The 15094-nt window shown below is 70.2% G+C and carries 15 protein-coding genes; 10 read left to right on the forward strand and 5 right to left on the reverse strand.

Going from position 1 to position 15094, the window contains the following annotated elements:
* Positions 1-74: 74 nt before the first annotated feature.
* The 9 genes from hemL (at position 75) to AOK17_RS05155 (ending at position 10142) form a co-directional block, all read left to right on the forward strand.
* On the forward strand, positions 75-1439 hold the full coding sequence (gene hemL, locus AOK17_RS05115) for a glutamate-1-semialdehyde 2,1-aminomutase (protein WP_055611090.1): 1365 nt from the start codon (positions 75-77) through the stop codon (positions 1437-1439).
* Positions 1436-2110 (forward strand): histidine phosphatase family protein, encoded by a 675-nt coding sequence (locus AOK17_RS05120; RefSeq protein ID WP_055611091.1) that lies wholly within the window; start codon positions 1436-1438, stop codon positions 2108-2110. Before hemL ends, AOK17_RS05120 begins: the two co-directional genes overlap by 4 nt.
* Positions 2111-2424: 314 nt before the next feature.
* Positions 2425-3717 carry a polysaccharide deacetylase family protein gene (locus AOK17_RS05125; protein ID WP_055611092.1) on the forward strand — a complete coding sequence of 431 codons (1293 nt, stop codon included), beginning with the start codon at positions 2425-2427 and terminating at the stop codon, positions 3715-3717.
* A 101-nt stretch (positions 3718-3818) separates the two neighbouring features.
* Entirely contained in the window at positions 3819-4508 is a 690-nt protein-coding gene (locus AOK17_RS05130; protein WP_055611093.1) for a TlpA family protein disulfide reductase, read from the forward strand.
* A gap of 6 nt (positions 4509-4514) precedes the next feature.
* Positions 4515-5282, forward strand: coding sequence for a cytochrome c biogenesis CcdA family protein (locus AOK17_RS05135; RefSeq protein ID WP_055611094.1), 768 nt, complete (start codon positions 4515-4517; stop codon positions 5280-5282).
* A 3-nt stretch (positions 5283-5285) separates the two neighbouring features.
* Positions 5286-7199, forward strand: a complete 1914-nt coding sequence (gene resB / locus AOK17_RS05140; protein ID WP_079052800.1) for a cytochrome c biogenesis protein ResB — start codon at positions 5286-5288, stop codon at positions 7197-7199.
* A complete protein-coding gene (gene ccsB / locus AOK17_RS05145) occupies positions 7196-8299 on the forward strand; it encodes a c-type cytochrome biogenesis protein CcsB (RefSeq protein ID WP_055611095.1) in 1104 nt (367 codons plus the stop codon). The genes resB and ccsB overlap by 4 nt, the downstream gene beginning before the upstream one ends.
* Positions 8300-8457: 158 nt before the next feature.
* Positions 8458-9045, forward strand: a complete 588-nt coding sequence (locus AOK17_RS05150) for an RNA polymerase sigma factor (RefSeq protein WP_079052804.1) — start codon at positions 8458-8460, stop codon at positions 9043-9045.
* On the forward strand, positions 9042-10142 hold the full coding sequence (locus AOK17_RS05155; RefSeq protein ID WP_055611096.1) for a CU044_5270 family protein: 1101 nt from the start codon (positions 9042-9044) through the stop codon (positions 10140-10142). The genes AOK17_RS05150 and AOK17_RS05155 overlap by 4 nt, the downstream gene beginning before the upstream one ends.
* 73 nt (positions 10143-10215) lie before the next feature.
* Here the strand turns inward: AOK17_RS05155 and AOK17_RS05160 are convergent, their stop codons facing one another.
* From AOK17_RS05160 to AOK17_RS05170, 3 genes are all read right to left on the reverse strand, one after another.
* Entirely contained in the window at positions 10216-11319 is a 1104-nt protein-coding gene (locus AOK17_RS05160) for a hypothetical protein (protein WP_206190680.1), read from the reverse strand.
* 182 nt (positions 11320-11501) lie between these two features.
* Positions 11502-12512 carry an isopenicillin N synthase family dioxygenase gene (locus tag AOK17_RS05165; protein WP_055611097.1) on the reverse strand — a complete coding sequence of 337 codons (1011 nt, stop codon included), beginning with the start codon at positions 12510-12512 and terminating at the stop codon, positions 11502-11504.
* On the reverse strand, positions 12505-12966 hold the full coding sequence (locus tag AOK17_RS05170) for a nucleoside deaminase (protein WP_055611098.1): 462 nt from the start codon (positions 12964-12966) through the stop codon (positions 12505-12507). Before AOK17_RS05170 ends, AOK17_RS05165 begins: the two co-directional genes overlap by 8 nt.
* 167 nt (positions 12967-13133) lie before the next feature.
* On the opposite strand from AOK17_RS05170, the gene AOK17_RS05175 reads away from it, so the two are divergent.
* On the forward strand, positions 13134-13658 hold the full coding sequence (locus AOK17_RS05175) for a YqeB family protein (protein ID WP_055611099.1): 525 nt from the start codon (positions 13134-13136) through the stop codon (positions 13656-13658).
* A 35-nt stretch (positions 13659-13693) separates the two neighbouring features.
* On the opposite strand, the gene AOK17_RS05180 is transcribed toward AOK17_RS05175, so the two are convergent.
* Together AOK17_RS05180 and AOK17_RS05185 are read right to left on the reverse strand one after the other, a co-directional pair.
* Entirely contained in the window at positions 13694-14461 is a 768-nt protein-coding gene (locus tag AOK17_RS05180) for a VOC family protein (protein ID WP_055611100.1), read from the reverse strand.
* Positions 14462-14558: 97 nt separating this feature from the next.
* A complete protein-coding gene (locus AOK17_RS05185) occupies positions 14559-15014 on the reverse strand; it encodes a GNAT family N-acetyltransferase (RefSeq protein WP_055611101.1) in 456 nt (151 codons plus the stop codon).
* Between the last annotated feature and the right edge of the window lie 80 nt (positions 15015-15094).

Raw genomic sequence — 15094 nt, forward strand, 5'->3', positions numbered from 1 at the left:
CTTGTGGTCGGAGACCCCCGGGCAGAGCCGGGGCGGCCCGGCCCGGCTCTGCCCCGGGCCGTACGCTGAAGTACATGGCAGAGGCGAACAACATCTCCGGCGGCGCGTCCCCCGAGGCGGGGGCGGCGGTCCCGTACCCCTATGAGGCGCCGGTCTCGCAGACCCTTTTCGACCGTGCGGCGGCCGTCACGCCCGGTGGCGTGAACTCTCCGGTCCGCGCGTTCCGGGCCGTGGGTGGTACGCCCCGGTTCATGGTGTCCGGCACCGGTCCCTACCTGACGGACGCCGACGGGAGGGAGTACGTGGACCTGGTCTGTTCCTGGGGGCCGATGATCCTCGGCCATTCCCGTCCCGAGGTGATCGCGGCGGTCCAGGAGGCCGTGTCCCGAGGCACCTCCTTCGGTACGCCGGGGGAGGGCGAGGTCGCGCTCGCCGAGGAGATGGTCGCGCGGATCGAGCCCCTGGAGCAGGTGCGGCTCGTGTCCAGCGGGACCGAGGCCACCATGTCCGCGATCCGGCTGGCCCGCGGGTTCACCGGACGCGCAAAGGTCGTGAAGTTCGCCGGCTGCTACCACGGGCACGTGGACGCGCTGCTCGCCGCGGCCGGCTCCGGCGTCGCCACCTTCGGGCTTCCCGACACCCCGGGCGTCACCGGCGCCCAGGCCGGGGACACCATCGTCCTGCCGTACAACGATCTCGACGCCGTGCGCGAGGCCTTCCGGGCCCATCCCGGTGAGATCGCCTGCGTTATTACGGAAGCTTCGCCCGGGAATATGGGCGTGGTGCCGCCCGGGCCCGGGTTCAACCAAGGGCTCAAGGACATCTGTGCCGAGGGTGGCGCGCTGTTCATCTCCGACGAGGTCATGACCGGCTTCCGGACCAGCAAAGCCGGTTGGTACGGCGTCGACGGCGTCACCCCCGACCTCATGACCTTCGGCAAGGTCATGGGAGGCGGCTTCCCGGCCGCCGCGTTCGGCGGGCGGCGGGATGTCATGGCGTACCTCGCGCCCGCCGGGCCCGTCTACCAGGCGGGCACCCTGTCCGGGAACCCGGTCGCGACCGCCGCCGGGCTCGCGCAGCTGCGGCTGCTCGACGACGCCGCGTACGTGAAGGTCGACGCGGTGTCCGAGCAGATCCGTACGCTCGTTACGGACGCCCTCACCAAGGAAGGTGTGGTGCACCGGCTGCAGAACGCGTCCAACATGTTCTCCGTCTTCTTCACCGAGGCAGACGTACGTAATTACGAGGACGCGAAGGCGCAGGAGTCGTACCGCTTCACCGCCTTCTTCCACTCGATGCTGGCGCAGGGCGTGTACCTGCCGCCGTCCTCGTTCGAGTCCTGGTTCGTGTCGACGGCGCACGACGAACGGGCGGTTCAGCGGATCGCCGACGCCCTTCCGGCGGCGGCACGGGCAGCAGCGGAGGCCACGGCAGCATGAGTGACATCACCGTCGTACACGTGATGAGGCACGGCGAGGTCGCCAACCCGGACGGGGTTCTGTACGGGCGGCTCCCGGGCTACCGCCTGTCCGAGCTCGGGCAGCAGATGGCCGAGCGGGTCGCCGAGCACCTCGCCTCCCGGGACATCACCCATGTCGTCTCCTCGCCGCTGGAGCGGGCGCAGGAGACGGCCACGCCGATCGCCAAGTCGCACGGCCTCGAGCTCGCGACCGACGGCCGGCTGATCGAGGCCGAGAACATTTTCCAGGGCAAGACCTTCGGCGTCGGGGACGGTGCGCTGCGCCGGCCCGAGAACTGGAAACACCTCGTCAACCCGTTCAAGCCGTCCTGGGGCGAGCCGTACGTGGACCAGGTCGTACGGATGATGGGGGCGCTCGACGCCGCGAAGGACGCGGCTCGCGGGCACGAGGCCGTGTGCGTCAGCCATCAGTTGCCGATCTGGATCGTGCGGTCCTATGTGGAGCGGCGGCGGTTGTGGCACGACCCGCGGAAGCGGCAGTGCACGTTGGCGTCGTTGACCACCTTCACGTACCAGGGCGACAAGATCGTGTCCGTCGGCTACAGCGAGCCCGCGCGGGATCTCGTGCCCGCGCATCTCCTTGCGGGGGCCAAGCCGGTGAAGGGCAAGTCCAAGGCCTTCGGGGCGTAGGCACTCCGTGCGGGCCGGTATGTGACGTGCGGGTCGGTGGGGGCTTGTCGCGCCCCCACTCTCGGCTTCGTTCGAGCGGGGGGACCCCCATCGCGGCGTAGCCGCAAATGTCACGGCCCCGCGCCCCTGAATGGTGGGACCCAGTCTTGTCCAGACGGGTAAATCCGTCTGTCGCGTTCCGGTCTGTCCGTTACAGGTTCATCTTCGGATAGTCACCGAAATATGTGCGTGTGACCGGGAACCCCCGTGTTCGTCGTGCCCTCTAACCCGGTGTCCATTCGACATGGGCACAGGGCACGACGGATGGGGGCGGAATGCGCGACATCAGCCGAAGGGGAGCGCTGGGGCTCGGGGCCGGGGCCGCCGCCGCGATGGGACTCGCGGGCTGCGGTACCGCACTGGGAGACGGCTCCGGCGGGGTCGGGGGTTCCGGAAACCGTGGCAACGGCGGAAACAAGCGTGGCGACCACCCCGTACGCCCCATCGGTGACGGTTCCACCTCCTTCACCGGGAAGCAGCCGAAGCAGCCCGGTAAGCCCCGGCGTCTCGAACCCGGCGAGACCCCGCCGCAGTTCGTCGTCTTTTCCTGGGACGGCGCGGGCGACGTCGGCAACGGCCTCTTCGAGCGATTCCTGAAACTCTCCGAAGAGCACGACGCGAGCATGACGTTCTTTCTCTCCGGGCTCTATCTGCTGCCCGAGTCGAAAAAGCGCAAGTACCTCCCGCCGAACAACGCGCCGGGCGCGTCCGACATCGGTTATCTGACGGACGACCACATCAAGTCGACGCTCAAGAACGTCCGACGGGCCTGGCTCGACGGTCACGAGATAGGCACGCACTTCAACGGCCACTTCTGCGGCGGCAGCGGCACCGTCGGCAACTGGACGCCCGCCCAGTGGAAGAGCGAGATAGCCCAGGCGAAGTCCTTCGTGAAGGAATGGCGTACGAACACGGGCTGGAGCGAGGCCGAGGTACCCGCGCTGCCCTTCGACTACGAGAAGGAACTCATCGGCGGCCGTACGCCCTGTCTGCTCGGCCAGAGCAACCTGCTGCCCACCGCCCGCGAGCTCGGCTGGCGCTACGACGCCTCCTCGCCCGGCGGCACCCAGGTCTGGCCCACGAAGAACGGCGGCCTCTGGGACCTGCCGCTCCAGGCGATCCCCTTCCCCGGCCACACCTTCGAGGTCCTCTCGATGGACTACAACATCCTCGCCAACCAGTCGGTCAACTCGACACAGGCGCCGCCCGCCAACTACCCGGCCTGGCGCGAGCAGGCGACCAAGTCGTACATAGCTGGCTTCAAGCGGGCATACGAGACGAATCGCGCCCCCTTCTTCATCGGCAACCACTTCGAGGAGTGGAACGGCGGCATCTACATGGATGCCGTCGAGGGCGCGCTGAAGCACATCGCCGGCAAGAAGGACGTACGCCTGGTGTCGTTCCGCCAGTTCGTGGACTGGCTCGACGCGCAGGACCCGGCCGTCCTGGAGAAGCTGCGGTCCCTCGGTGTGGGGCAGGAACCGGTCGGTGGCTGGAACGGATTCCTCGGCGAAGTCGGCACGAACTCCTCGAACGGGTCGGAGAAGGGCTCGGACAAGGCCGCCTGACGGCCACCGGGGCCAGTGCCCGAAATGGCGTCTGACGTGCGGGTTTCCGCCTGCGAGGGGGGTGGGCAAGATCCTCGGAACGGACATGCGAAACTTTTCACATGAGTGCCGCCAGCCGCGCCCCCCAGCGCTCGATCCGGACCCCTCAGCGCACGAACCGTACGAACCGGGCCCACGGCCGTAGTCGCAGCCACAGCCGCGGCCGTAGTCATGGCCGCGCCGTCCTGCTGACCGGCGGGGCCGTCGTCGCGGCGCTGCTGCTGTCCGCGTGCGGCTCCGGGGGCAAGTCCGGCGGGAGCGGCAACACCGGCTTCGTCACCGGCTCCGACGGCATCGCGACGGTCGAGAAGGGCAGCCGGGTCGCGGCTCCCGATCTGTCGGGCAAGACCATAGACGGCAAGCAGCTCGACGTCGCCGACTACCAGGGCAAGATCGTCGTCCTGAACGTCTGGGGCTCCTGGTGCGGCCCGTGCCGCCTGGAGGCGAAGAACTTCGTCAAGGTCTCCGAGGACCTCAAGGACCAGGGCGTGCAGTTCGTCGGCATCAACACCCGCGACACCAGCACCAGTCCGGCGATCGCCTTCGAGAAGGCACACGGCGTCACATACCCGAGCCTGTACGACCCGACGGGCAAGCTGATGCTCCGCTTCAAGAAGGGCACGCTCAACCCGCAGACGATCCCCTCCACGCTCGTGCTCGACCGGGACGGCAAGGTCGCCTCCCGCTCGCTGTCGGCGCTCAGCGAGGCGAGCCTGCGCAAGATGCTCAAGCCGATCCTCGCGGAGAAGTGACGGCTCGTGTCTCTTCTCGTAGCCGCGGGCACCGACCCCAACCAGACCGTCCTCACCGGGGCGCTGGTGCTCGCCATCCCGATCGCCGTGCTCGGCGGACTCGTCTCCTTCTTCTCACCGTGCGTACTGCCGCTCGTGCCCGGTTATCTGTCGTACGTCACCGGCGTCGGCGGCACCGATCTGGGTGACGCCAAGCGCGGGCGGATGGTGGCGGGCGCCTCGCTCTTCGTGCTCGGCTTCTCCGCCGTGTTCGTCTCCGGCGGCGCCCTCTTCGGGTACTTCGGGTCGACGCTGCAGGAGCACCAGAGCGTCCTCTCCAAGGTGCTCGGCGGGCTCATGATCGCCATGGGCATCTTCTTCCTGGGCCTGATGCCCTGGCTCACCCAGCGTGAATTCCGCTTCCACAAGCGGCCGGTGGCCGGTCTCGTCGGGGCCCCGGTGCTCGGCGCGCTCTTCGGGATCGGCTGGACGCCCTGCATCGGACCGACGCTCGCGTCCGTGAACGCGCTCGCCTTCGACCAGGCGAGCGCTGGGCGTGGGGCCATACTGACGGTCGCGTACTGCGTCGGTCTGGGCGTGCCCTTCGTCGCCGCGGCCGTGGCCTTCCGCAAGGCGCTCGGTGCCTTCGGCTGGGTCAAGCGCCACTACGTGTGGGTCATGCGCGTCGGCGGCGGAATGATGATCGCGACCGGTCTGCTGCTGCTGACCGGCGCGTGGGACAGCATCGTGCAGGAGATGCAGGGCTGGTCCGACGGCTTCACGGTAGGGGTCTGATCGATGAGCACGACACGGGACACGGACGTGCGGACCGGTGAGGCGGCCGGTGGGACGACCGGTCAGGAGAACGACACCGCCGCGACGGACACCGCCGCGGCGCGGGACGCGGGCGAGCTCGGCGCGGCCGGGGCTCAGCTGTCCACCGCGCCCCGCGACACCGTCGTACCGGGCTCCTTCGGCGGTGTGCGCGCCCCCGGCGCCGCGGGATGGCTGGCGTGGACCGGCCGCGAGATTGTCGGCTGGGCGCGCTGGTTCTGGCGGCAGCTGACCTCCATGCGGGTCGCGCTGATCCTGCTCTTCCTGCTGTCGCTCGGCGCGATCCCCGGGTCCCTGATCCCGCAGACGGGCCAGGACGAGACCAAGGTCGCCGACTTCATGGGCCGGCACGAGACCCTGGGGCCGATCTACGAGAAGCTCGGCCTCTTCAACGTCTACAGCTCGGCGTGGTTCTCGGCGATCTACATCCTGCTGTTCATCTCGCTCATCGGCTGCATCGTGCCCCGCACCTGGCAGTTCGTGGGCCAGCTGCGCGGCAGGCCGCCGGGCGCCCCCCGACGGCTGAACCGGCTGCCCGCGTACACGACATGGCGCACCGAGGCCGCGCCGGAGGCCGTCCGCGAGGAGGCCCTGAAGCTGCTGAAGCGGCGGCGCTTTCGCGCGGATGCCGCCGGGGACGCCGTCGCCGCCGAGAAGGGCTACCTCCGGGAAGTCGGCAACCTCGCCTTCCACATCGCGCTGATCGTGATGCTGATCGCCTTCGCCTGGGGCCAGCTCTTCAAGTACGAGGGCAACAAGCTGATCGTCGAGGGCGACGGCTTCGCCAACACCCTCACGCAGTACGACGACTTCAAGTCCGGGAGCCTCTTCAGCACGGACGACCTGGAGCCGTTCAGCTTCGTCCTGGACAACTTCAGGGGTACGTACGAGCCGAGCGGGCCCAACAAGGGCACCCCGCGCACGTACGAGTCCCATGTCACCTACAGCGAGGGCTCCGACGGCAAGGAGAAGCAGCGGACGATCAAGGTCAACGAGCCGCTCGACATCGCCGGCACGAAGGTCTACCTCGTCAGCCACGGGTACGCGCCCGTCGTCACCGTCCGGGACGGCAAGGGCGACGTCGTCTACAGCCAGGCCGTGCCGCTGCTGCCGCTCGACTCCAACGTCACCTCCACCGGTGCGATCAAGGTCATGGACGGCTACCGCGACGCCCAGGGTAAGAAGGACCAGCTCGGCTTCCGGGCCTTCTTCCTTCCGGCGTACGGCGGGGCGAACACCGCGGTGGTCTCGCAGTTCCCCGCGCTGCTCAACCCGGTGCTGAACCTGGAGGCCTTCCACGGCGACCTCGGTGTGGACTCGGGCCTCCCGCAGAGCGTGTACCAGCTCGACAAGAAGAACATGAAGGGCTTCAAGGACTCCAAGGGCAAGCAGCTCAGGGAGAACCTGAAGCCCGGCGAGACCATGAAGCTCCCCAACGGCGCCGGCTCGATCACCTTCGAGAAGGACATCAAGGAGTGGGCCGGCTTCCAGGTCACCGAGCAGCCCGGCTCCGGCTGGGCCCTCGCCGGAGCCCTCACCGCCATCTTCGGCCTCGCCGCCTCCCTCTTCATCCAGCGCCGCCGCGTCTGGGTCCGCGCCACCGCCGGTCCCGACGGCGTCACCGTCGTCGAGATGGCCGGCCTCGGCCGCAGCGAGTCCGCCAAGGTCCCGGAGGAACTGGGCGACATGGCCGGAATCCTGTACGACCTGGCGCCGGGCGCACCGGACACACCGGACGACACCCCGGAGACCGACGCCGACACGGGCACCAGCGCCGACACCGACGCCAAGTCGGAGCCGGACCCGGAGCCGGAAGCAAAGACCTCCACCCCCGAACCCCCCGCCGTACCTGCCGCCGAAGGGGCTGAGACCAAGTGACTCTCGCCGCCGCAACCGAGCTCGCCGCCGCGACCAACGAAAACCTCGCGAACCTCAGCAACACGCTGATCTACTCCGCGATGGCCGTCTACACGCTGGCCTTCTTCGCGTACATCGCCGAATGGCTCTTCGGCAGCCGCAGCAAGGTCGGCCGGACGGCCGCCGCGCTGACCGCGGACAAGGGCGCCAAGAAGGCGGCGGCTCCCGCGGTCACCGTGAAGAACGCGGGCGGAACCGCCGTACTGGAACGGCCCAAGGTCGTCACGCGGGCCGCCCCCGGCTCCCGGGACGTGCCGGACGGGCCCGGTGCGCACGGCGGGGACGAGCAGGGGGACCTCTACGGGCGTATCGCCGTGTCCCTGACCGTGCTCGCCTTCCTCATCGCGTTCGGCGGGGTGCTCACACGGGCTCTGTCGGTGCAGCGGGCGCCGTGGGGCAACATGTACGAGTTCAACATCACCTTCTCCACCGTCGCCGTCGGTGTGTACCTCGCGCTGCTCGCGATGAAGAAGAACGTCCGCTGGATGGGCCTCTTCCTGGTGACCACGGTCCTCCTCGATCTCGGTCTCGCCGTCACTGTCTTGTACACCGCCAGCGACCAGTTGGTTCCCGCCCTCCACTCGTACTGGCTCTACATCCACGTCTCCACCGCGATCTTCTGCGGTGCCGTCTTCTACGTGGGCGCGGTCGGCACGATCCTGTACCTCTTCAAGGACTCGTACGAGAACAAGCTGACGACCGGCGGGAAGCCCGGCCGTTTCGCCACGTCCGTCATGGAGCGGCTGCCCGCGTCGGCGTCGCTGGACAAGTTCTCGTACCGCGTGAACGCCGCCGTCTTCCCGCTGTGGACGTTCACGATCATCGCGGGTGCCATCTGGGCGGGCGACGCGTGGGGCCGCTACTGGGGCTGGGACCCCAAGGAGACCTGGTCCTTCATCACCTGGGTCGCCTACGCCTGCTACCTGCACGCCCGCGCCACGGCAGGCTGGAAGGGCCGCAAGGCCGCGTACATCGCGCTCATCGCCTTCGCCTGCTGGCTGTTCAACTACTACGGCGTGAACATCTTCGTCACCGGCAAGCACTCCTACGCGGGCGTCTGACACCTTCGTCCGACATCCCCGTACGACTCCTCCGTCTGACACCCTCGTACGACCCGAGGCCGGTTCCATGTGACGCACGTCACGGGAACCGGCCTTCGTCGTACGGACAGGTGGGGGACGTGGAGACGAATCAGGGGGACCTCCCGGGGCAGGGGGAGTTGCGCGCGCGTATTCGGGCCGGGGACGCGGAGGCGTTCGGCGGGCTCTTCGACGCCTACGCGCGCTCCGTCTACAACCATGCCTTCCGGCTGACGGGGGACTGGTCGGGGGCCGAGGACATCGTGTCGCTGACGTTCCTGGAGGCCTGGCGGTTGCGGGAGCGGCTGGACGCGGAGGGCGGTTCGCCGCGGCCGTGGCTGCTCGGCATCGCCACGAACGTGGCCCGCAACAGGCGCCGGGCCGCCCGGCGCCACACGGCGGCGGTGGCACGGCTGCCGCCCGCCGAGGCCGAGCGCGACTTCGCCGACGAGGTCGCCGCCCGGATCGACGACGTGGAGTACCTCAGGTCCGTACGCGTCGCCGTCGACCGGCTGCGCCGGCCCGAGCGCGAGGTGCTCGCGCTGTGCGTCTGGGGCGGCCTCGACTACGCCGCCGCCGCGGAGGCGCTCGGCATCCCGGTCGGCACGGTGCGCTCCCGGCTCTCCCGGGCGCGTACGAAGCTCGCGGCGGAACTCGCCGGCGGGCGCGGACAGATGAGGGACGGCCGCCCGTCCGTGGCCGGGCCCATCCAGGAGGGGAACCAGTGAGCACGATTCCCGAGAAGGACCTCCCGCCGGGCCGTCACCGCGTCCTGAGGGAGCATCTGATGCGCGAGATCACGAACGAGATGAGCGAGGCGAACGAGGCGAACGAGGCGCACGTGACCCCGCCGCCGGTACGGCCGCCGCTCTGGCGCCGTCCGGCCTTCGTGGCCCCGGCCGTCGCGGGCGCCCTGTCGGTCGCCGTCGTCCTCGGGGTCACGGTGACCCGGGACGCCACCGGGCCGTCGGCCGGGCCCGGCACCGCGTCGAGCGACCGCGCGCACGACACCATGAGCCGGCAGAGTCCCGTCGAGCTGCTGGAGCGGATCGCCCGGGCGGCGGAGAAGGAGCGGCTCTCGCGGGTGCGCGACAACCAGTTCGTCTACTCCGAAGTGGAGAACTACCACTGGAAGATGGCCCCTGGCCTGCGGTTTCCCGACGACTGCGTCATGACGGCGGAGGGCCACCCGTACGGCGTGGAGCAGTCCTGGAAGTCCGTCGACGGGCAGAGCGAGGGCCTGCGCCGCGAGCACGCGGACGGGAAGGGCAGCGGCGGCGACGGCGACGGCGACGGCGACTACGTGGAGAACACGATCGCCCGTCAGCTGCCCGGCAAGACCATGCCCGAGTACTTCCGGCAGGTCGAGGAGCTGCCCACCGACCCCGAGGGGATGTACCGGTGGCTCTACGGGCTGGAACCCGGCGAGCGGGCGTCGGGCAAGCGGGCCGCCGACGTGGGCGCGTACGAGAAGGTCGCGACCCTGCTCACCAGCCAGCTCCTGCCGCCGAAGACCGCCGCCGCGCTGTACCGGGCCGCCGCCCGCATCCCCGGCCTGTTCGTCGTGGACGATGCGCGGGACGCCGCGGGGCGGCAGGGAGTGGCCGTCGCAATGAAGGGCGCGACCCTCTCCTGGACACCCGACCGGGTCGGTGCCCGCAGCGAGCTGATCTTCGACGAGAAGACGGACAAGTTCCTGGGCGAGAGCACGGTCCGGATCACCGGGCCGAAGAACGAGTGCGACGTCCTCGACAAGGGCGACCTGGTCGAGTCCGTGGCGGTCGTGGACCGGGGGATCGTCGACGAGACCGGCCGACTGCCTTAGGGACAGGGACAGGGACAGGGCCAGCAGCCACGGTCAGGGCCAGGGCGCTCGGGAGATCGGCACGGACTCCGTCTCACCGACCGGCTTCCACAGCCTGTGGAGAAGTGGTGGCGGGCGGCGGCAGCGGTACGAGCAGTGCGTGGGACGAGACCGTGCCGCCGGGTTCCCAGCCGGTGGCGCGGGCAACCTCGGGCAGCGCTCGGCGTGCGGCGTGGTGCAGGGAGGGGTGGCCGTCGCCGCGCAGCCCCGCGAAGAAGGCCACCCGGTCGGCGATGCCGTCGGCCCGGTCCCGCAGCACGGAGCCGATGAGCCCGACACCGGCCGTGGCCTGGACGTTGTCGACGAGGACGACCGGACGTCCGGGCCGGTGGGTGCGCTGTACGGCACCGGTGTAGGCGTCGTCGAGGTCGGCCAGCAGGGCCCGTACGAGATACCGCTCGGCGTGGGTGCGGGAGTCGCCGCCCGCCCTGAAGTGCCCGGAGAGCAGGATGAGTCCGAGCTTGGGGTTGCCGCCCGCGCTCGGGCAGTCCCGGTACCAGGTAGCCGCCTTCCGCAGCCGGCGGTGGGTGGGCGTGACGCCCTCCGAGAAGACTTCCAAGGTCGCCTCGATGATCGGCTCGACGACCAGCCCCGTACCGGACAACGCGTCGACCAGTCTGGTCGACACCCGGCCGACCCAGCGGCCGGTGAATCCGGCGACCCAGGAGCCAGTGTCGTTCAGCAGCAGGATCCGTTCCGCCTCCTGGCGGATGCGGGGCAGGTCGCGGTCGCGCCAGCCGCTCGCCGCCACCGCCAACAGCCCCGCCGTGAGCCGCGGGAAGGCGATCCGCCCGGCGCCCGCGACCGGCTCGGCGAGTTGCTCGGCGATCGTCAGGACGGCCTGGGACACGGGCGACCAGGCCTCGATGGGCCGCCGCGCCGGGGGCCGCGCGAACAGCTCGTCCTCGCAGTCGACCAGCGCGAGGGGCGTGTGTCCCTGGTAGGCGGCGCGGAGTTCGCCGAGCACCGCGCTCTTGCCGAGCCCGGGCCCGCCGGTGAACACCACGAACGGCGGCTCCTTCGCGTACTCCAGAGGAGTCGGCCCGTGCTGGAACGGGCACAGGCCGACAAGCCGTGCGACGAGGCCGGGCGGATCCGTGTCGAACAGCGCCCCTCGGCCGTGCAGCCCACTGTGCACCGCATCTCCCCCTGGGGCGGTCCGGTTCTCCGTGCTGTTGCTGTTGAGAGGTGTATCAACAGCAGCACGGAGAAGGGGGAGTTGATTCGGACTGGGCCGCATGATGTCCGGCAGCTTGCGAAAGTGTCGCCGCGGTTGGCGGAGAGTGATCGCGAAATCGGTGTCAGACCACGGAATCGGCGTCAGACCACCGTGATCGAGTCCAGTTTCGCCCGCAGATACGTGTGGGAGTCCACCGGCTCGTGGGCCACCCGTCCCACCGGTGCCGGGACGGACTCGACGACGGTGCCCGGGGTGCACTCGCCGAAGTAGACGAGGGACATCAGCTCCTCGGCGGGGGCGTCGGCGGGCGGCGGCAGCACGCGATGACGGCCGGAACGCCACCGGTCTCCCGTCCAACGGGCCATCAGGTCACCGATGTTGATGGTGAAGGCCTCCGGGTCGAAGGGGGCGTCCTCCCAGCCGCCCTCGTCCGTGTAGACCTGCAGACCGCCCTTGCCGGCCTGGCGGTCGAGGATGGTGACCGTGCCGAAGTCGGTGTGCGGGCCGATGCGGAACTGGCCTTCCTCGGGCTCGCCGACGACCTCCCTACCCGGGTACCAGTTGATGTTGAAGCCGAAGGTCGGGTGGCTCATGTGGCGGGTGAAGAAGTCGGCTTCGAGGCCGAGGGACGCGCCGAGCAGTTCCAGGAGATGGTTCTCCAGCTCGGCCATCCGGGCCAGGTACTCCTCGCACAGCGCCCGGAGCCCGGGTGCCTCCGCGGGCCAGACGTTCGGCGCGCACCACTCCGCGTCGACCTCCGGGTCGTCGAAGGGCTCGTGGGTCGCGAAGGACAGGGACTCCTTGAGGTCGGGCGGGGTCTCCGTGCCCTCCGAGTAGCCGTTGGCCTCGGCACCCGGGCCGAGCCAGCCGCGGCCACCGACCTTGACGGCGTACGGCTGCTTCACCTCGGCGGGCAGCCGGAAGAAGGCGCGGGCGGCCTCGCGGATGTCCGCGCGGAGGGCGGGATCGACGCCGTGGCCGGTCACCAGGAGGAAGCCGGCGGTCCGGAGCGCGGCGTCGACCGTACGCGCGATCTCCTCGCGGGCCACCGGGTCGCCGGAGACCCAGGGCCGCAGATCGACGGTCGGGATACGGGGAACGCGGGGGCCGCCGGGGCCGATGGAGTGGTTGGGTGTGCTGGCGTCACTCACCGATGTCCTCATTCCACAACTCGGGTCGGTCCTTGATGAAGTCGCGCATCAGGGCGGTGCACTCGGGGTCGTCGAGGAGCACGATCTCCACGCCGTGTTCGGCGAGCCAGTCGTGCCCGCCGTGGAAGGTCTCGGCCTCCCCGACGACGACCCGGGAGATCCCGAACTGCCGGACGAGACCGCTGCAGTACCAGCAGGGGGAGAGGGTGGTCACCATCGTCGTGCCCCTGTACGTGCGTTGCCGTCCCGCGTTCCGGAAGGCGGCCGTCTCCGCGTGCATCGACGGGTCGCCGTCCTGGACGCGCCGGTTGTGCCCGTGTCCGAGCAGGGTGCCGTCCGCTCCGTACAACGCGGCCCCGATGGGGATGCCGCCCTCGGCCAGCCCCGTGCGTGCCTCCTCGACAGCGGTGGCCAGCCATGCGCGTGCCTGTGCCAGTGCCTGTGCCTGATCCATGCCTTCCACTTTCCTGTTTTCTTCGGCCGGTATACCGAGGCAACGTGCGGAAAGTACCCGTTGGGCGACCAAAGTTGCGGGCACGTAGACCATCGGCCGACGACCGGACGGCCCGTGCCCGTGAGACTGGAAACCGCACCATCGGCGCCGATCGGGGGAGAAGCAGCGTGGACATCGAGAAGAGCGGCCCGGATCCGCGGGACCGGACGGTGGCGGGCTCGGGGGAGGCCACCGTACTGGCGGAGCCCGTCTGGCAGCTCATGCTCGTCTGCGTGGGGTGCGGGGGCGTGGGCGGCTGGCTGCTCACGCTCCTGGCCGATCTGTGGCTGTCGCTGCCCTGGGTGCCGATGAAGGGACCGGCCCGGCTGCTGACCTCCGTCCCCGAACCCTGGCTCACGGTCGGCGCGGTCGTCGTGGGCGTTGCACTGGGCGTGCTGGTCGGGTTCATCGCCGTGTACGAGTCCCTGACGGCCCGTATCTCCGACAGCGGTGTGGTCCTCACGATCAGGGACGCGGACCGGGAGTTCACACACGACGAGATCGCCCTGGCCTGCCGGGACGGCAAGCAGCTCGTGCTGGTCGCCCCGGACGGCGGGGAGTTGGCCCGGGAGCGCTGCGGCCTGCCCTGGCGCCGCCTCGCCGGGGCCTTCGCCGCGCACGGCTACGACTGGGGAGCGCCGCAGGGGTCCTGAGAAGCGGTCCTACGAGGCGGCCCTACGAGCCGGTCCTAGGCGGGCCTGGTGATGACCGAGAACTCCACGCCGAAGGGGTCCGTGAGGGTGGCGATCCGGCCGTACGGGCTGTCCTCGGGGGTGTCGGCGGTGCCGCCCGCCGCGACGGCACGGCCGACGACGGCATCCGTGTCGGCCACCTCGAACGTGGTCGCCCAGGCGGACCTCGGGGCGCCCGGGAAGCCGAAGATGCCGCCGATCTCGTGGCCGTCCGGGCGGCGCAGGAAGGTGAAGTCGAGGTCCGGGAGCGCCTTGTTGAGGTCCAGCGTGTAGCCGAACACGGTCGTGTAGAAGGCCCGGGCGGGTTCCGGGTCCGGGGCGACCAGGTCGTTCCGGACGAGCGAGTCGGGCTCGTTCACGACCTCGCAGCCGACGTGGGCCCGCGCCTCCCAGAGGCCGAAGCGGGCCCCGACCGGGTCCTCGGCGAGGGCCGCGCGGCCGTGTTCGCCGATGTCCGTCGGGGCCGTGAGCACGGATCCGCCCGCGTCGGCGATCCGCTTGGCGGTGCCGTCGCAGTCGGCGGTCGCGAAGTACATGGTCCAGTCGGCGTTCGTGCTCGTGTCGGCCGGGGCGGCCTGCGCGATGGCCGCGACGGGGCGCCCGCGCAGCAGGCACACCGTGCCGAGGCCGGTCTTCGCGGAGTCCGGCGCGTACTCCCATCCGAAGAGCGCGTTGTAGAACTCCAGCGCGCGTTCGAGGTCGGGCACCCGGAGGTCGATCCACGTGGGCGTACCGTCCGGCTGAATGGTGGTGACGAGGCTCATGGGGGGCTCCTTGGTCGGTCGGCGGAGGAGGTGAGCCCGACGATAGGAGCCGTATAGGCCAGACCATGTCCTACACGGCCGACCGACCGGCCAGGATTCACGCCAGCCGCAGGTCGATCCAGAGTGCGCTCTCGCCCGGCAGGGTGTACCGGTCGAGCTCGACGAATCCGTGCCGTTCCGCGAACCGCAGCCCTTCGGTGTTGGCGGCCAGCACGACGGTCTCGATCCGCCGGGCGCCGAGTGCGCGGGCCTGCGCGAGCGCCCGTACGTAGAGCTGCTCGCCGAGTCCCTGGCGGCGGTGGCCGGGGAGTACGCGGGCGATCACGGTGGCTGTCGCCGTGTCGTCCGTGGGAGGGCGCACCGTCGTACATCCGACGAGTACGCCGTCGGGTCCATTGCCGAGGTAGGCGACCTCCAGGTGATTTCGGCCGGCCCGTTCCCGCACCTCGTCGAGGTCCATGGCGGCCGGCGGAACGATCACGTTGTGAACGTGCCGCCAGTCTTCGAGCAGGGGCTCGGTGGCGTCGACGCGTTCGATGCGAAGGTCAGTCATGGCGGCAGGGAATCCCTGCGGGTGGGTGAGCGTCAACCGGGTATTCCGACGCCCCGATTGTTCTTCGCCCCCGCCGCCCC

This window comes from Streptomyces phaeochromogenes, assembly GCF_001418655.1.
In the GTDB taxonomy this organism is placed as follows: Bacteria; Actinomycetota; Actinomycetes; order Streptomycetales; family Streptomycetaceae; genus Streptomyces; species Streptomyces phaeochromogenes.